At 73.8% G+C, this 17,672-nt stretch carries 15 protein-coding genes; 13 read left to right on the top strand and 2 right to left on the bottom strand.

Annotation, left to right across the window (positions count from 1 at the left end; genetic code table 11):
* Positions 1–61 precede the first annotated feature (61 nt).
* The 9 genes from ACGFSC_RS09390 to ACGFSC_RS09350 all read left to right on the top strand — a co-directional run bounded on the left by ACGFSC_RS09390 (position 62) and on the right by ACGFSC_RS09350 (position 10,732).
* Positions 62–1,651, top strand: a complete 1,590-nt coding sequence (locus ACGFSC_RS09390) for a PQQ-binding-like beta-propeller repeat protein (RefSeq protein ID WP_359912885.1) — start codon at positions 62–64, stop codon at positions 1,649–1,651.
* Between the two features lie 697 nt (positions 1,652–2,348).
* Entirely contained in the window at positions 2,349–3,632 is a 1,284-nt protein-coding gene (locus tag ACGFSC_RS09385; protein ID WP_359912882.1) for a hypothetical protein, read from the top strand.
* Positions 3,633–3,667: 35 nt separating this feature from the next.
* On the top strand, positions 3,668–4,834 hold the full coding sequence (locus tag ACGFSC_RS09380) for an inositol-3-phosphate synthase (RefSeq protein WP_359912879.1): 1,167 nt from the start codon (positions 3,668–3,670) through the stop codon (positions 4,832–4,834).
* Positions 4,831–5,757, top strand: coding sequence for an SCO3242 family prenyltransferase (locus ACGFSC_RS09375; protein ID WP_359912876.1), 927 nt, complete (start codon positions 4,831–4,833; stop codon positions 5,755–5,757). Before ACGFSC_RS09380 ends, ACGFSC_RS09375 begins: the two co-directional genes overlap by 4 nt.
* Entirely contained in the window at positions 5,754–6,653 is a 900-nt protein-coding gene (locus ACGFSC_RS09370; protein WP_359912873.1) for a sugar phosphate isomerase/epimerase family protein, read from the top strand. The genes ACGFSC_RS09375 and ACGFSC_RS09370 overlap by 4 nt, the downstream gene beginning before the upstream one ends.
* On the top strand, positions 6,650–7,363 hold the full coding sequence (locus ACGFSC_RS09365) for an EboA domain-containing protein (protein ID WP_359912870.1): 714 nt from the start codon (positions 6,650–6,652) through the stop codon (positions 7,361–7,363). The genes ACGFSC_RS09370 and ACGFSC_RS09365 overlap by 4 nt, the downstream gene beginning before the upstream one ends.
* Entirely contained in the window at positions 7,360–8,220 is an 861-nt protein-coding gene (locus ACGFSC_RS09360; RefSeq protein ID WP_359912867.1) for a TatD family hydrolase, read from the top strand. The genes ACGFSC_RS09365 and ACGFSC_RS09360 overlap by 4 nt, the downstream gene beginning before the upstream one ends.
* Positions 8,217–9,347, top strand: a complete 1,131-nt coding sequence (gene eboE / locus ACGFSC_RS09355; protein ID WP_359912864.1) for a metabolite traffic protein EboE — start codon at positions 8,217–8,219, stop codon at positions 9,345–9,347. The genes ACGFSC_RS09360 and eboE overlap by 4 nt, the downstream gene beginning before the upstream one ends.
* Entirely contained in the window at positions 9,344–10,732 is a 1,389-nt protein-coding gene (locus tag ACGFSC_RS09350; RefSeq protein WP_380634466.1) for an alkaline phosphatase family protein, read from the top strand. The genes eboE and ACGFSC_RS09350 overlap by 4 nt, the downstream gene beginning before the upstream one ends.
* Positions 10,733–10,742: 10 nt before the next feature.
* Here the strand turns inward: ACGFSC_RS09350 and ACGFSC_RS09345 are convergent, their stop codons facing one another.
* Both ACGFSC_RS09345 and ACGFSC_RS09340 read right to left on the bottom strand, forming a co-directional pair.
* Positions 10,743–11,993 (bottom strand): sigma-70 family RNA polymerase sigma factor, encoded by a 1,251-nt coding sequence (locus ACGFSC_RS09345; protein WP_359912861.1) that lies wholly within the window; start codon positions 11,991–11,993, stop codon positions 10,743–10,745.
* Positions 11,994–11,997: 4 nt separating this feature from the next.
* On the bottom strand, positions 11,998–12,360 hold the full coding sequence (locus ACGFSC_RS09340; protein WP_359912859.1) for a YciI family protein: 363 nt from the start codon (positions 12,358–12,360) through the stop codon (positions 11,998–12,000).
* A 210-nt stretch (positions 12,361–12,570) separates the two neighbouring features.
* Here ACGFSC_RS09340 and ACGFSC_RS09335 point away from each other — a divergent pair, with 210 nt between their 5' ends.
* The 4 genes from ACGFSC_RS09335 (at position 12,571) to ACGFSC_RS09320 (ending at position 17,662) form a co-directional block, all read left to right on the top strand.
* Positions 12,571–14,163, top strand: a complete 1,593-nt coding sequence (locus ACGFSC_RS09335; RefSeq protein WP_359912857.1) for an MFS transporter — start codon at positions 12,571–12,573, stop codon at positions 14,161–14,163.
* 142 nt (positions 14,164–14,305) lie between these two features.
* On the top strand, positions 14,306–14,950 hold the full coding sequence (locus ACGFSC_RS09330) for a dihydrofolate reductase family protein (protein ID WP_359912855.1): 645 nt from the start codon (positions 14,306–14,308) through the stop codon (positions 14,948–14,950).
* A gap of 249 nt (positions 14,951–15,199) precedes the next feature.
* On the top strand, positions 15,200–16,390 hold the full coding sequence (locus ACGFSC_RS09325) for an acyltransferase (RefSeq protein ID WP_359912853.1): 1,191 nt from the start codon (positions 15,200–15,202) through the stop codon (positions 16,388–16,390).
* Between the two features lie 30 nt (positions 16,391–16,420).
* On the top strand, positions 16,421–17,662 hold the full coding sequence (locus ACGFSC_RS09320) for a cytochrome P450 (RefSeq protein WP_359912850.1): 1,242 nt from the start codon (positions 16,421–16,423) through the stop codon (positions 17,660–17,662).
* Positions 17,663–17,672: the final 10 nt, after the last annotated feature.

Here is a 17,672-nt window from a genome sequence, read left to right as displayed (position 1 = left end):
GTCCGCCACCTTTCGTCCAGGCCCGGGTCGAGCAACGACACCGAGCGGAAACGGAGTTGCCTTGTCCGTCATTCTGAAGACCCGCGGCGCGGGGCGGCGCGGTCGCCGCACCCCGGGCTGGCTGGCGTTCACGGCGCTGGCCGCCGCGGCGCTGGCGATCGCACCCGGCATGGCCGCCCCCGACCCGGCCGCCGCGGGCACCGAGAACGCCCGGGGCGACTACGACCGCCGGGTCCACCCACAGGACTGGGCCCTGTCCAACGGCGGTCTGACCAACACCAGGAACGTCACCCGGACACCGATCGACTCGCACAACGTCAAGAACCTCAAGGTGAAGTGGCGGCTCCCGCTGGAGGGCGACCCGACCTTCGCCGGCATCATGGCGTCCAATCCGATCGTCGTGGGCGACACGGTCTATCTGATCAGTCTCAACTCCGACGTCACCGCGGTGGACAAGGAGACCGGGAAGGTCCGCTGGAAGCGCGTCTTCAACAGCCCCTCGGTCGGGCCGAACGGCGTGGCCTACGCGCGCGGCCTGCTCTTCGGCACGACGTTCACCGGCGTCTTCGCACTCGACCCGGCGACCGGCCGGACCGTCTGGTCACGGGAGCTGATCGCCTCCGGCGAGGGCGGCATCGACGTCGCTCCCCAGGTGTACGAGGACACCGTCGTGGTCAGCACCGTCCCGAACACCTTCGGCAAGTACGTGCCGGGGGCCATGGGAACGATCTTCGCGCTGGACACCGCCACCGGGAATCCGCGCTGGAGCTTCAACACGGTCAAGGACGGCGACCTCTGGGGCCACCCGGAGATCAACAGCGGCGGCGGGACCTGGTTCGCGCCGGCCCTCGACGAGCACGGACGGCTGTTCGTCGCCGTCGCCAACCCCGCCCCGCTCCCCGGCACGCCCGAGTACCCCAACGGCAGCAGCCGGCCGGGCCCCAACCTCTACACCAACTGCCTGCTGGCGATGGACAGCAGGACCGGGAAGCTGCTCTGGTTCCAGCAGACCGCGCCGCACGACCTGCGGGACTACGACCTCCAGGACCCCCCGATCGTGACCACCGCGACGGTCCGCGGCAAGCGCACGGAGATCGTGGTGGCGGCGGGCAAGATGGGCAAGGTCTACGCCTACCGGGCCGACGACGGAACCCCGCTGTGGACCCTGCCGGTCGGCACCCACCTGAACGACGAGGGCCCGCTGCCGGACACCCCGACCACCGTCCTGCCGGGCATCATCGGCGGGGTGGAGACGCCGATGGCGCTCTCCCGCGGGCGGCTCTTCGTGCCCTGGGTCGACAATCCCGCCAAGCTCGACTCCCGGGGCGGGCTGCAGCTGCCCGACTACACCGTGGGCCGGGGCGGCCTCACCGCCGCCGACGTGGCGACCGGCAAGGTGCTCTGGCAGCGGGACCTGCCGCAGATGGCGCTCGGTGCCGCCACGGTGGCCAACGACGTGGTCTTCACCTCCACCTTCGACGGCCAGGTCTACGGCTTCGACACCACCACCGGCGCGACCCTGTGGACGGCCAGGACACCGGCCGGCATCATCTCCTTCCCGGCCGTGAGCGGCAACCTGCTCCTGGTCGGTGCGGGCGCCCCCGCGTTCTCGACCAAGCCGTCGTTCGAGCTGATCGCCTACTCGCTCTGACCCTCCTCCGCGTACCGCCCCGCCCCTGACGACCCGACGGCCACCGGCCCGGCATCCACGCCGCGCCGGTGGCCGTCGTGCGTGCGGCCGCGGGGCGTGCCGTGCGCGCGGCCGCCGCGACGGGTCGCGCGACGTCCGGCGGGACGGCACGACGGAAGAACTCCGGCGGCACGACGGAAGAACTCCCGAAAATTCTCCCGCTCGATGTCGATCCGCGGCGCCCGGCTCCGTCTACCAAGTGCCGGGCCTGGACCCCGGCCGTCGGGGCTCCGAGCCTCGACACGGTCGCGGTCGCCGGGGACGGAGTGGACGCCCTCCCCGGCGACCGTCGGCTCCGACCGCAGCAGGGAAGGGGGCCCGCCGAAAACTACCGGGAGTGACTGCGAGGCCGGCTGTCCGGACTCCGCTCCCCGCCGGGACGGCAGCCGCGCGAGGCCCGTCACCGGTAGGCCGGAGCGCCCGGGACTTCTCGCGTCGTGCGGTGCCCAGCAGGCCCCACGACCCCGATCCGGACTTCCTTCCACGGCCTTCACATGCCGCCTGACCTGCGCATTTCCTGACCGTGCCGGTGAACCCACGGCCGTCGGCGAGCGCCCGGGCGGTTCTTGACCATGCTTCGTGGACGCTGCTACACATCGACCCGTCGCCGACCTCACCGGGGCGGCGGATCTTCTGTGGGCACGACCGTGGAGGAACCGTGGCGCAATCACCCACCGTACTGGCCGACAGGCTGGACTTCCCGACCAGCCTCACCTTCGACGACGCGGGCCGGATATACCTGGCCGAGTCCGGACTGCCCTTCGGGGGCGCCGCCCCCGGCGGCCGGATCTGGCGTCTGGACCCGGGAACCGACACCTCGTCACGCACCCTGCTCGCCGACGGCCTGGCCGCCCCGGTGACCGGACTGCTCTGGCACCAGGACCACCTGTACGTCTCCGAGGGCGGGGCCGGCCGGATCGTCCGGATCGGCCCGGACGGGCAGCGGGCCGTCATCGTCGACGGCATGCCGGGGCCCGGCAACTACCACATCGACATGGCCGTGGCCGGCCGGGACGGGAAGCTGTACTTCGCCCAGGGCGCGATGTCCAACCTGGGGATCATCGGGCTGGACGCCTACGAACTCGGCTGGCTGGGACGGCTTCCGCACTCGTACGACATCCCCGGCCTCGACATCGAGCTCACCGGCTTCAACGTGACCACGGACGACCCGCTGGCCGGCCGGCCCGGCGCCCGGACCACCACCGGCGCGTTCGTCCCGTTCGGCACCGCGACCCGGGCGGGGCAGCGGATACCGGCCGGACTGCCGTGCAGCGCGGCCGTGCTGCGCTGCGACCTCGACGGCGGCAACCTGGAGCTGGTGGCCTGGGGGATGCGCAACGCCTTCGGCCTGGGCTTCCTGCCGGACGGCCGGCTGCTGGCGGTCGACCAGGGCGCCGACGACCGCGGCAGCCGGCCGATCGGCAACGCCCCCGACCTGCTGTTCGAGGTGCGCGAGGGCGCCTGGTACGGCTGGCCGGACTTCATCGGCGGCATCCCGGTGACGGACCCCGCGTTCAAGCCCACCCGCGGCCCGCAGCCGACCTTCCTGCTGGCCAACCACGGCGAACTCCCGCCGCCCGAGCGCCCGGTGCTCGACTTCGAGTCGCACGTCGCGGCCACCAAGTTCGCCGTGGCGCCCCCGCGCTCCCCGCTGGCCGGGCAACTGGTGGTCACGCTGTTCGGGGACGAGGCACCGATGACCCTGCCGCCGGGCGGCCCCCAGCTCGGGCGCGACCTGCTGCTGGTCGACCCGACCGACTGGTCCACCCGGGGCCTGCCGTCCGGTCCCGAACTGCACCGGCCGATCGACGTCGGCTTCGCGCCGGGCGACGACGCGCTGCTGATCCTGGACTTCGGCGAGTTCGAGATGACCGACCACGGCGTGGAGTCCCGGCGGGGCACCGGCCGGCTCTGGCGCTGGGCGGGCTGGGACCGCTCGTAGGACGTCATCCCTCCTCACCGAAAGGCAGTCGCACCATGGCAGGCAGGACCGGACTTTGGCTGGTCGGCGGCAGGGGGTCGGTGGCCACCACGGCCGTCTGCGGCCTCGCCGCGTTGCGGGCCGGGCTCGTCCCCGCGACCGGCAGCGTCAGCGAGCGGCTCGACCTCGATCCGGGCGTCTTCCCCGGCTGGTCCGAGCTGGTCACCGGCGGCCACGACCTCGTTTCCACCCCGCTGGGCAAGCGGGCCGAGGAGCTCGCCGCCGCGGGTGTGCTGCCCGGCCGGCTCCCGTCGGCGGTCGCAGAGGAACTCGCGGCCGCCGACCGGGAGATCCGCCGCGGCCACGACCCGGACGACGACGCCCCGGCCACCCAGGCCGAGGCCGCGGACCGGCTCGCCGCCGACCTCGCGGACTTCCGGCGCTCCCACGGCCTGGAGCGGGTCGTGGTGGTCAACGTCTCCTCCACCGAGCCCCCGCTCCGGCCGCTGCCCGAGCACGCCGACCTGGCCGCCCTCGACCGCGCCCTCGCCCAGGAGGGGCGCCGGGTGCTCGGCCCGGCCGCCCTCTCCGCGTACGCCGCGTTCTCGGCCGGCTGCCCGTACGTCGACTTCACCCCGTCGCCCGGCCTGCGCATCCCGGCGGTCACCCAACTGGCCGACCGGCACGGCCTGCCGTACGCGGGCTGCGACGGCAAGACCGGCGAGACCCTGCTGCGCAGCGTGCTGGCACCGATGTTCCTCGCCCGCGGGCTGCGGGTGCGCTCCTGGTCGGGGACCAACCTGCTCGGCGGCGGGGACGGCGCCAACCTCGGGGTGGCGGGCCGCGCGCAGGGCAAGCTGGAGTCCAAGACCCGCGGGCTGGCCGCGCTGCTCGGCGGGGAGGTCACCGCCCCGCTGCACATCGACCACGTCCCCGACCTCGGCGAACGCAAGGTCGCCTGGGACCACGTCTCCTTCGAGGGCTTCCTCGGCACCTCGATGAGCCTGCAACTCAGCTGGGACGGCTACGACTCGGCGCTCGCCGCGCCGCTGGTCCTCGACCTCGCCCGGCTGGTCGCCGGTGCGCACGCGGCCGGGGAGGCCGGGCCGCTCGGCGCACTGGCCTTCTTCTTCAAGGACCCGCTCGGCAGCGACGAGCACCGGCTCGCCCAGCAGGAACAGGACCTGGTGTCCTGGGTGCGACGGATCGAGGTGGCCCGATGAGGGTCGCCCTGCGTCCGTGGCTCGACCTGGTCCGGGCACCGGCGGCGCTCACCGTCCTCGGGGACACCGTGGCCGGCGCGGTCGCGGCGGGCCGTCCGCTGCGCGGCCGACGGCTGGCCCTGCCGCTCGCCTCCGTCGCCCTGTACTGGTCGGGGATGGCGCTGAACGACTGGGCGGACCGGGCGGTCGACGCGCTGGAGCGCCCCGAGCGCCCCGTCCCGTCCGGTCGGATCGCGCCCGGGGCCGCGCTCGCCGCGGCGGCCGGACTCGGCGCCACCGGGCTGGCCCTGGCCGGTCTCGCGGGCGGGGCCGACGCGCTGCGCATCGCCGTTCCGCTCACCGCCGCGGTGTGGGCGTACGACACCGTGCTGAAGCCGACCCCCGCCGCCCCGCTGGGCATGGCGGCCTGCCGCGGCCTGGACGTCCTGCTCGGCGCCGGATCCGGGCACTGGCGGGCGGCCGGCGTCCCGGCGCTGGCGCTGGCCACCCACACCCTGGGCGTGACCGCGCTGTCCCGCGGCGAGGTCCACGGCGGCCGGTCCGCCGACGCCCGGCTGGCGGTGGCCGCCACCGCGGTCACCGCCCTGCTGACCGGCACGGGCCGGGCCGCCTCGGCCCGGCACCGCACGGCCGGGGCGCTGTGCGCGCTGGGGTACGCGGCCGCCACCGGCGCCGCCCAGCTCGCCGCCGGCCCGGCGCGGTCCACCGGACCGACCGCGGACGGCACCGCGGACGGCACCGCGGACGGCACGGCGGGCGGCACGGCGGCGGCGGTCCGGACCGCGACCGTGGCCGGGATCCACGGCATGGTGCCGCTGCAGGCCGGGCTGGCCGCACGGCTGGGCTCGCTGCCGGCCGCCGCGCTGGTGCTGGGCGCCCTTCCGCTGGCCCGCCGGCTGTCCGCCCGCAGGAGCCCGACATGAGCGCGATCGCCGTCGGGTACGGCACCAACGGCTTCGCCAACCACCGGCTCGCCGACGCGATCCGGGTCATCGCCGACCTGGGCTACACCTCGGTCGCCCTCACCCTCGACCACCACCACCTCGATCCCTTCGGCCCGGACCTGGCCCGGGAGACCGACCGGCTGGCGGCGCTGCTCTCCGCCGCGGGCCTGCGCTGCGTGGTCGAGACCGGCGCGCGCTTCCTGCTCGACCCGTACCGCAAGCACCACCCCACGCTGGTGTCCGGGGACGCCGCGCCGAGGATCGACTTCCTGCTCCGCGCCGTCCGGATCGCCGAGTCGCTCGGCGCCGACTGCGTGTCCTTCTGGTCCGGCGTGAGCGAGCCCGGGGTGGACGGACGGACCAACCGCGCACGGCTGGTCCAGCACCTCGGCCCGGTCCTGGCCGAGGCAGGGCGCCGGGCCGTGCGGCTCGGCCTGGAGCCCGAGCCCGGCATGGTCGTCCAGCACCTCGACCAGGCCCTCGACCTGCGCCGCGAGCTCGGCGATCCCGACGCCCTCGGCATCACCCTCGACGTCGGGCACTGCGTGGCCGTGGAGCCGGTGGACGCCGCGCAGTGCGTCCGGCGCGCGGCCGGGCTGCTGGTCAACGTCCAGCTGGACGACATGCTTCCGGGTGTCCACGAGCACCTGGAGTTCGGAGCGGGGCGACTCGACCTCGCCGCGACGCTGGCCGCCCTCGACGGGATCGGCTACACCGGCGTCGCGGCGGTCGAACTGCCCCGGCACAGCCATGCCGCACCGACCACCGCGCGAACGGCCCTGGCGGCGATACGCCGGGCCCAGGAGACCGTTTCCGTTCCGCCGGCGCACACGGGTGCACCGGCGTCGTCCACGATCGGAGACCGCCCATCATGACCGAGACCGAGAAACACCGCTGGATCGAAACCAGCGTCTACGGCGGGAGCCGGCCGGCCCCGCCGCCGTACCCGCACCCGCAGGACGACTGGCTGACCTGCGCCGAACGCCGGGTCCGCGAGTGGCCCGGCACGATCCACCAGGAGTTCCCGCTGGCCGGCCGGATGGTCGGGCGCGGGCCGGTGCAGCCGAACGCCGACCCGCAGGGGCTGGTGCACGGCACGGTCGACGACCGGGCCCGGGCCCGGCTGCTCGCGGTGCTGGCCGGGTCCCTGCCCGGGGCGGTCCTGGCGGCCGAGGTCGAGAAGCTCTACCGGCACGGCGACGCCGCCGAGCGGCGCGGGGTGCTGCGCGCGCTGCCGGACCTGCCGGACGGCGTGCGCCGGCTCGGCCTGGAGCTGGTCGCCGACGGCCTGCGCACCAACGACCCGCGGCTCGTCGCGGCGGCGATGGGCCCCTTCGCGGCCCGGCACCTGGAGCAGGACCAGTGGCGCCACGGCGTGCTGAAGTGCCTGTTCACCGAAGTGCCGCTGGGCGCCGTGGCGGACCTGGTCACCCGCACCGACGCCGAGCTGCTGCGGATGGCCCGCGACCTGGCCGAGGAACGGCGGGCGGCCGGCCGGGAGATCGGCTCCGACCTGCGCGTGCTGCTCGGCATGAGCGTCCTGCTGGCCCTCGTCCCCCCGCGACCGCAGGAGGCCCGGTCATGAGGATCTTCGACCCGCACATCCACATGACCTCGCGCACCACCGACGACTACCGGGCCATGCGGACGGCCGGTGTCCGGGCCGTCGTCGAGCCGGCCTTCTGGCTCGGCCAGCCCCGTACCAACCCGGGGTCCTTCACCGACTACTTCGACGGCCTGCTCGGCTGGGAGCGGTTCCGGGCCTCCCGGTTCGGGATCAGCCACAACTGCGCGCTCGCCCTGAACCCCAAGGAGGCCAACGACCCCCGCTGCGTCGAGGTGCTGGACGTCCTGCCGCGCTACCTCGGCAAGGACGGCGTGGTCGCGGTCGGCGAGATCGGCTACGACTCGATGACCAGGGCCGAGGACGAGGCGTTCGCCCGTCAGCTGGAGCTGGCCGTCGACCACGGACTGCCGGTCCTGGTCCACACCCCGCACCGGGACAAGCACGCCGGCACCCGCCGCACCCTGGACGTGGTCCGCGAGTCCGGCATCGCCCCGGGCGCCGTCCTGGTGGACCACCTCAACGAGGTCACGGTGGCGACGGTCGCCGACTCCGGCTGCTGGATGGGCTTCTCGATCTACCCGGACACCAAGATGGACGAGCACCGGATGGTCGCCGTCCTGAAGGAGTACGGAACCCGCCGGATCCTCGTCAACTCGGCCGCCGACTGGGGGAATTCGGACCCCCTCAAGACGCAGAAGGTGGGCCGGGCCATGCTGGCGGCCGGCTTCACCGCGGCGGACGTGGACACCGTGCTCTGGCACAACCCCGTCGAGTTCTACGGCCGCAGCGGGCGGCTGGTCCTCGACGAGGGGATCCGGGAGGACGCCGACGGCGCCTCCTTCGCGGGCAACTCGGTGCTCCGGGGCGGATCGTGAACCGGCTCTGCTACTCCACCAACGTCCACCCGGCCGAGGACCTGCCCGGCATCCTGCGGCAGCTCGACACCTGCGCCGGTCCGATCCGCGAACGCACCGGCTTCGACCGGCTCGGGCTGGGCCTGTGGCTGGCCGCCGACGCCGCCTCCGCACTGGCCGCCGACCCGTCCCTGCTCCACCGGCTGCGGACCGAACTGGACGCCCGGGACCTGTCCGTGCTCGCCCTGAACGCCTTCCCCTACGGCGGCTTCCACCAGCGGGTGGTCAAGCACGCGGTGTACCGGCCGGACTGGACCGAACCCGCCCGCGCCGCCTACACCGCCGACTGCGCCACCGTGCTGGCCGGCCTGCTGCCCGACGACGCCGAGGGCGGCAGCATCTCCACGCTGCCGCTGGCCTGGCGCAGCCCGTGGTCCCCCGCCGCGGACCGGGCCGCCGAGCAGGCGCTGCGCCGGACGGCGGCGGCGCTGCGCACCGTCTCGGCGCGGGCGGGCCGGCCGATCCGGCTCGCCGTCGAGCCGGAACCGGGCTGCGTGCTGGACACCGTCGAGGACGCCGTCGGCTGGCTCGCCACCCGCGCGGACCTCGAATTCGTCGGCCTCTGCCTCGACACCTGCCACCTGGCGGTCTCCTTCGCCGACCCGGAGCGGACGGTGGCCGCCGTCGAACGGGCCGGCCTGCGCGTGGTCAGGATCCAGGCCTCGGCCGCCCTGCACGTGGACGACCCGAACGACCCGGCGGCCCGCCGGCTGCTCGCCGACTACGCCGAACCCCGCTACCTCCACCAGGTGCGGGAGTCCGACGGCGCCGGCCGGGTGCTCGCGGCCGACGACCTGCCGGAGGCGCTGGAGCGGCTGCCCGGCCACGGCCCCTGGCGGGTGCACTTCCACGTGCCGCTGCACGCCGCGCCCCCCGCGCCGCTGCGCGCCACCACCGATGTGCTCCGCCGGGCGGTGGCGGCCGTGCGGGAGCGGACGGTGATCGAGGTCGAGACCTACACCTGGCCGGTGCTGCCCGGGCGACCGGCCGGTGCCCCGGACGGCGCCCCCGTGGACGTCCCGGCCGGGATAGCCGCCGAACTCGCCTGGGCCGAGCGCGAACTGATCGGCGAAAGGGCGGACCGTTGAAACCCGTGGTCCTGCTGGACGTGGTCGGCCTGACCCCGCGCCTGCTGCCGTACATGCCGAACCTCACCCGGCTCGCCGAGCGCGGCGGGTCCGCCCCGCTGCGCACGGTGCTGCCCGCCGTCACCTGCAGCGTGCAGTCCACGCTGCTCACCGGCCGGCTGCCCGCCGAGCACGGCGTCGTCGGCAACGGCTGGTACTTCCGGGAGCTCGGGGAGATCCACCTCTGGCGCCAGCACAACCGGCTGGTCCGGGCGCCGAAGGTGTGGGACACCGCGCGCTCCCGGCATCCCGGCTACCGGGTCGCCAACGTCTGCTGGTGGTACGCCATGGGCGCCACCACCGACCTGCTGGTCACGCCGCGCCCGGTCTACCACGCCGACGGCCGCAAGTCGCCCGACTGCTACACCCGGCCGGCGGCGCTGCGCGACGAACTCACCGCCGAGCTGGGGCCGTTCCCGCTCTTCCAGTACTGGGGCCCGACGGCCGGGATCGCCTCCAGCCGCTGGATCGTCTCGGCGGCCCGCCGGATCCTCGCCGCCGAGCGGCCCGACCTGCTGCTGGTCTACGTCCCGCACCTGGACTACGACCTCCAGCGCTTCGGGCCCGACGCGCCGCAGGCCGTGGCGGCGGCCCGGGCGGTCGACGCCGAGCTGGCGCCGCTGCTGGAGCAGGCGGAGCAGTCCGGCGCGACCGTGGTCGCGCTCGGCGAGTACGGCATCACGGCGGTGCGGCGCCCGGTGGACATCAACCGCGAGCTGCGCCGGGAGGGCCTGCTGGAGGTGTACACCCAGGCCGGGATGGAGTACCTGGACCCGTGGGCCTCGCGGGCCTTCGCCGTCGCCGACCACCAGATCGCCCACGTGTACGTACCCGACGGGGCGGACCTGCCCAAGGTGCGCGACCAGCTGCTCCGGCTGCCCGGTGTGGCCGAGGTGCTGGACCGCGCGGACCAGGCCCGCCACGGCCTCGACCACCCCCGGTCCGGCGAACTGGTGGCGGTGGCCGACCCCGACGCCTGGTTCACCTACTACTACTGGCTGGACGACGCGCGGGCCCCCGACTTCGCGCGGTCCGTCGAGATCCACCGCAAGCCCGGCTACGACCCGGCCGAGCTGTTCTTCGACCCGGCGGACCCGCTGGCCAGGGCCCGGGCCGCGCTCGGCCTGGCCCGCAAGAAGCTCGGCCTGCGCCACACCATGAACGTGGTGCCGCTGGACCCCTCCTGGGTCCGCGGTTCGCACGGCCGCCTGCCGGACTCGCCCGCCGACGGCCCGGTGCTGATCTGCTCCGACCCGGCGTGGCGGCCCGTCCTCGACGCGGCCGGCGCGATCGGCGCCACCGACGTCCCCGAGCTGCTGCTGGGACTCCAGGGCCTGGGCCGCTGACGAGCGGCCGTCACCGGTCGTTCAGTGCTTCGGCCCGGGACTCCAGGTAGCGGCGCTCGGGGATGCTGCCGGTGCGCCGGGCGGCCTCCCGGAAGCTGTTCCGGGCGGCCTCCCGGTCACCGCTCATCTCCAGCAGGTGGGCGCGGACCGCGGCGAGCCGGTGGTGGTCCGCGAGCCGGCCGTCGGACTCCAGGGCCGCGAGCAGTTCGAGCCCGGCCGCCGGGCCGAGGGCCATCGCGCGCGCGACCGCGTGGTTGAGCGTCACCATCGGGCCGGGGGCCATCTGCTCCAGCACCTCGTACAGGGCCATGATCTGCGGCCAGTCGGTGTCCTCGGCGTGCGCGGCCTCGCCGTGCACGGCCGCGATGGCCGCCTGCACCTGGTACGGCCCCGCCACCATCCGGGGGAGGGTCTCGGCTATCAGCGCCAGTCCCTCCTTGAGCGCGGACTGGTCCCAGGCCGAGCGGTCCTGCTCGGCGAGCGGGACGAGGCTGCCGTCGGGCCTGGTGCGGGCCGGCCGGCGGGCGTCGGTCAGCAGCATCAGGGCCAGCAGACCCGCGACCTCGCCCTCCTCGGGCAGCAGCCGGTGCAGCTCACGGGTGAGGCGGATGGCCTCGCGCGCGAGCTCGGGCTGCAGCAGGTCGGGACCGCTGGTGGTGGTGTAGCCCTCGTTGAAGATCAGGTAGAGCACCTGGAGCACGACCGCCAGCCGTTCCTCGCGCTCGCTCTGCGGAGGCATCCGGAACGACGACCCGGTGGACTTGATCCGCTGCTTGGCCCGGCTGATCCGCTGGGCCATGGTCGCCTCGGGGACCAGGAAGGCGTGCGCGATCTGCACGGTGGTGAGACCGCCGACGGCGCGGAGGGTGAGCGCGACCTGCGAGCCGGGGGTGAGCGAGGGGTGGCAGCACAGGAACAGGAGGGTGAGCATGTCGTCCTGCTCGGCCGCCTTCGGCTCCTCGCCGGGACCCGGCGTCACCGTCTCGTCGGCCGGGGTGAGCGCGGCGGCGGTGGCCTCGCGGCGCTGGCGGGCCTGCTCGCTGCGCAGCCCGTCGATCACCCGGCGGGCGGCCACGGTGATCAGCCAGGCGCGGGGGTTGCCGGGGACCCCCTGTTCGGGCCACTGGACGGCGGCTGCCAGCAGGGCGTCCTGGACGGCGTCCTCGCAGGCGTCGAAGTGCCCGTAGCGGCGGACGACCGCGCCGAGGACCTGCGGTGCGAGCGATCGGAGCAGGTCCTCGACCCGGACGTCACGGTTCATCGGCTCAGCTCTCCGTATCGGCTTCGAAGACGACCTGGCGCACCTCGACGCCGGTGTACCGGGCGTCGGGGATCAGGCCGGCCAATTCGATCGCGCGTTCCTTGGACGCGCACTCGACCAGGTAGTACCCGGCCAGGAACTCCTCGGCGGCCAGGTAGGGGCCGTCGGTGATCGCGGGCAGCCCGCCCCGGACCCGGACCGTGGAGCTGCCGGACGGATCGGCGAGGGCCTGGGTCACCACCATCTCACCGGAGTCGAGGATGTTCTGCTGGAACGTGGCGTGCCCGGAGAAGACCTCGTTGCGCTCTCTCTCGGACAAGCCGTCCCAGACTACCGGGTTCATGTGGATCAGCAGCATGTACTTCATCTCATCATTCCTTGGTCCCTTGCACGGCCGACTGGTGCTCTGCACTTGAGACGTCGCCGCCGAGGACCCTCCCTCGACATCCAAGCCCAGATCACGGCCCTTCGCGCGGGTTTCCGCCGCAGACGTCGAGACCGTGTCGCCGGGTCCGACGTTCCGGGTGTGACGGCACCCCCGGGTGCCACCTGCCCGAGAATCCGGAAGGACCCCGTGATGAGCGACACCACACCCCCCAGCGCGCCCGCGCCCCGGGCCGGACGGCGGGAGTGGATCGGGCTGGCCGTCCTCGCCCTGCCCGCCCTGCTGGTCTCGATCGACGTCTTCGTGATGCTGCTGGCCCTGCCCAGCCTCGCGGACTCCCTCCATGCCGGCAGCGTGCAGCAGTTGTGGATCACCGACATCTACTCGTTCATGCTCGCCGGCCTGCTCGTCACCATGGGATCGCTCGGCGACCGCATCGGCCGGCGCAGACTGCTGCTGATCGGCGCCGCCGCGTTCGGGCTCGCCTCCGTCGCCGCCGCCTACGCCGTCAACCCCGCCATGCTGATCGCGGCGCGCGCCCTGCTCGGCGTCGCCGGCGCCACCCTCGCGCCGAGCACCCTCTCGCTGATCACCGCCATGTTCCAGGACGCCCGGCAGCGCGGCGCCGCCTTCGGCATCTGGGGCGCGTGCTTCTCGGCCGGCGCCGTCGCCGGCCCGATCATCGGCGGCACCATGCTCGCCCACTTCTGGTGGGGCTCGGCCTTCCTGATCGGCGTCCCCGCGATGGTGCTGCTGCTCGTGCTCGGCCCGGTGCTCCTGCCCGAGTTCCGCGACCCCGACGCCGGGCGCCCGGACCTGATCAGCGTGCTGGAGTCGCTGGCCGCCGTCCTGCCCGCCATCTGGGGCCTGAAGGAGATCGCCAAGGACGGGTGGCAGCCCCTGTCGATCGCGGCCGTCCTGGCCGGCCTCGGCTTCGGGATCCTCTTCGTCCACCGCCAGCACCACCTGACGCATCCGCTGCTCGACCTGGGCCTGTTCCGGCACCGCGCCTTCACGGCCGCGCTGCTCAGCCTGTTCCTCGGCACCATGCTCACCGGCGCGGTGATGTTCTTCGTCACCCAGGCCCTGCAACTGCTGTACGGACGCGACCCGTTGCACGCGGGCCTGTGGATGCTGCCGGCGATCGCCGCCAACACGGTCGGCTTCACCCTGTCCCCCAGGCTCGGTCAGCGCTTCCGTCCGGCGTACCTCATCGGCGGCGGACTGGTCCTGGCCACGATCGGCATGGCGGTGATCACCGGGGCCGAACCGGGATCCGGCCCCGCCGTGCTGATCGCCGGATTCGCCGTGGTCTTCCTCGGCTCCGGCCCGATGGTCACCCTCGGCATGGGCCTGGTCATGGGCTCCGCCCCGGTCGAGAAGGCCGGCTCCGCGGCCGCGCTCAACGAGACCAGCGGCCAACTCGGCTTCGCCCTCGGCATCGCGGCCCTCGGCAGCGTCGGCGCCGCCGTCTACCGCGGCGCGCTGCGCCTTCCCGAGGGCCTGCCCGCCGAGGCGGTCCGGGCCGCGGGGGACTCCCTCACGGGCGCGCAGGAGGCCGCCCGTTCGCTGTCCGGCGAGGTCGCCGACGCCCTGCTGGCGCCCGCCCGGGCCGCCTTCGCCGTCGAGCTCCACACCGTGGTCACCGTCGCCGGCGTCCTGCTGCTGGCCACCGCCGCCCTGGTGACCGCGCTGCTCCGCCACCTGCCGCCCACCGGCCGGCCGTCGGACGAGGCCGCCGCCGGGCCCGCCGGAGGCTCCGGCACCGTCCCCGCGGCGGGCTGATCGCGTCCGTCCCACCCGCCCGACGGGGCGGTCACTCGTACGGCGTACCTCCCCGTGCCCTGCCGACGACGCGGTCGTTGTGGGCGCGGGCGCCCGGTCCTGCGGGCGGCCCGGATCGCCCACGAGGAAAGGTGTGGACCGCATGTCGCAGTTGGTGTCGGTGCAGTGCTTCAACCTGTCGCGCGACGGCTTCGGAGCCGGCGAGGGACAGTCCCTGGAACGGCCGTTCGGCCACGCGGACCCCTCCCCCTTCTTCTCCTGGGCGGGAGCCACCGCGAGCTGGGTGAACCGCGCCGACCCCGGCGGCACCCGCGGCCTGGACGACTACCTGACCCGCGACCACGCCCGCCCGCCGGGCGCGGTGATCATGGGGCGCAACAAGTTCGGCCCCCAGCGCGGCCCCTGGGAGAACCACGACTGGCAGGGGTGGTGGGGCGCCAACCCGCCGTTCCACGCGCCGGTCTTCGTGCTCACCCACTACGAGCGCCCGTCCTTCACGCTGTCCGACACCACCTTCCACTTCCTCAACGCGACGCCGGAGGAGGCCCTGAAGCACGCGAAGGCGGCCGCCGGGGACCGGAACGTGCGCATCAGCGGCGGGGTGAGCACCGTCCGCGAGTTCATCGACGCCGACCTGGTCGACACCATGCACTTCGCCGTCGCCCCGGTCGACCTCGGCCGGGGGGAACGGCTCTGGAAGAGCCACACCGAGCTGCTCGACCGCTTCCACCTCGACACGGTACCCAGCCCGAGCGGGGTGACCCACCTCCTGTTCTGGCGGCGGTGACCACCGGCGCGTACGACCGCGCCCTCCCGTCGTGACCACCGCTCCTCCGTGGCCGGGGCCTTCGCCCCGGCCACGGTCGTGCCGGCGCCCGGGCCGTCACCGGCCCGCGATCAAGGGCAGCACGTTGGAAGAAATCATGATGTCGAATCGCCTCCCCCGGTTACGACTATGACGCGAGTAGCGCCGCGCGCCCACCGAAGACCGGGTGGTGCCGCCCCGGCGTTCCGCCTCGGAGAAAAGGGGTTGCCCATGAATTCGCCACTACCGGCGAGAACGGTGACGCTGCCGTCACTGGAAGGCCTCCGGGCCGTCGCCGTCGTCTTCGTCTTCGCCAGCCACGCGCTCGTCCTCGGAGCCTTCAAGGACCCGAACGCCCTCTCCGTCTTCAGCACCCTGACGGGCGACGGGCGCATCGGGTTCCTCGCGGTGTCGTTCTTCTTCGTCCTCAGCGGCTTCGTCCTCACCTGGTCGTCCAAGCCCGGTCAGACCGCGACCGGCTTCTGGCGGCGCAGGGTGATGCGCATAGGCCCCTCCCACGTCCTGATCGCGGTCGTCGCCCTGACCCAGTTCGCCGCCGCGGGCGAGACGATCAGATGGGGACCGGCCCTCGCCAACCTCTTCCTGGTCCAGAACTGGTGGCCCTCCCAGGACCTGATCATGTACCAGTTCAACGGCGCGACCTGGACGCTCGCGGTGGAGATGCTCTGCTACGCGATGTTCCCGCTGCTGGTCCGGTTCGTCCGGCGGCTCGGCAACCGGGCGCTGTGGTCCTGGATCATCGGCCTCGGCGCGACCGCCGTCCTGCTCCCGGCGATCAGCTACCCGCTGCTCTCGGGATTCCCGCCGAGCCAGTTCTACCCCGCGGGGTCCTGGCCCCAGCTGTGGGCGCTGTACTTCTTCCCGCCCGTGCGGTGCATCGACTTCGTGATCGGCATGTTCCTCGCCCGGATCGTCGCCTCCGGAAGCTGGCCGAGGATCCGGATCCTGCCGGCCGCCCTGCTCAACCTCGCCGTCTTCCTGCTGCTGTTCCACCTGCCCATCCCCTTCGGGATAGCGGCGCTCTACCCCGTCCCGGCCGCGCTGCTGATCGGCGCGCTCGCCGTCCGGGACCTGTCCGGCCGGCGTACGGCCCTCAGCGCGCCCTTCATGGTGCGGCTCGGGGAACTGTCCTTCGCCTTCTACATCATCCACATCACCGTGATGTTCGCGGTGCACGCGGCGTTCGCGGGCGACCTGGTGGGCTACGCCCACTCGTACACCCCGACGGCGTTCAGCACGCCCGTCGCCATCGCGTTCGTCATCGCCCTGTACGCCCTCTGCGTCGCACTGGCCTGGGTCCTGCACAAGACCGTGGAGATGCCGGCCATGCGCCGCTGGAGCCGCCCGGCGGCGCAGCGTGCGCCCAAGCGTCCGAACCCGGAGCCCCAGCCACAGACCTGAGCACCCCTCGCACGACGATCGGAGACAGCCATGGCCGAAGCCACCGACCCGACCTCCCACTCCGACCACTCCGACCACTCCGACCACTCCGACCACCCGTCCTACCCGATGCCCCGGACGTGCCCGTACACGCTGCCGGAGGGCTACCAGGAGCTCCTCGACCGGCCGACCCTCGGCAAGGTCCGGCTGCCCAGCGGCAAGCTCGCCTGGGCCACGGCCCGCTACGAGGACGTCAAGGCGATGCTGGGCGACAACCGGTTCAGCTCCGACCTGCGCCGCCCGGGCTACCCGCTGATGATGGACCACCAGGTCCCCGCGCCCGAGTTCTCCACCTCGCTGGTCGGGATGGATCCCCCCGAACACACCCTGGCCCGGCGCGCGGTGGCCGCGGACTTCACCCCCCGCAGCATCAACCGCCTGCGGCCCCGGATCCAGGAGATCACCGACGAGTACGTCGACCGGCTGCTGGCCGGCCCCCGTACCGCCGACCTGATCGACGCGTTCGCCAACCCGGTGCCGCTGCTGGTGATCTGCGAGCTGCTCGGCGTCCCGTTCGCCGACCGGGAGTTCTTCCTGCGGACCTCCTTCACGGTGATGAACGCCACCACCCCCGAGGCCGGCGGGGTGGCGACCGCGGAACTCATGGGCTACATGGACGGGATGGTGACCGACAAGGAGCGGACCCCGACCGACGACCTGATCGGCCGGCTGGCGGCGCGGCGCGGCGAGCCGGGCGTCCCCGACCACCGCGACCTCGTGGGGATGGCCTTCATGCTGCTGATGGCCGGCCACGAGACCATCGCGAACGTCATCGGTCTGGGGGCCATGCTGCTCCTCGAACGGCCGGTGCTGCGCAAGTCGCTGGCCGCCGACCCGTCGCGTTGGCCGGCGACGATCGACGAGCTGGTGCGCTACTTCACCATCGCGGAGATCGCCAACTCCCGGGTGGCCCTGGAGGACGTCGAGATCGGCGGGGTCCGGATCGCGGCCGGCGAGGGCGTGCTCGGTCTGACGGTGGGAGCCAACCGGGACCCGCTGCGCTTCGCGGACCCGGACGTCTTCGACCCCGACCGCGTCGAACGCAGCCTGGCGTTCGGCTTCGGCGCGCACCAGTGCATCGGTCAGCACCTGGCCAGGACCGAGCTGGAGGTCGTCCTGACGACCCTGTTCGAGCGCATTCCCGAGCTGCGGCTCGCCGCGCCCGTGGAAGCGCTGCGGTTCAAGGAGGAGCACGTCAACTACGGCCTGCACGCGTTGCCGGTCACCTGGTGAGGGGGAACTC

Source organism: Kitasatospora sp. NPDC048715 (genome assembly GCF_043198905.1).
Classification (GTDB): Bacteria; Actinomycetota; Actinomycetes; order Streptomycetales; family Streptomycetaceae; genus Kitasatospora; species Kitasatospora lactacystinica.
Note: the sequence above shows the minus strand (reverse complement) of the source record. Positions and strands in the feature narration are given on the sequence as shown.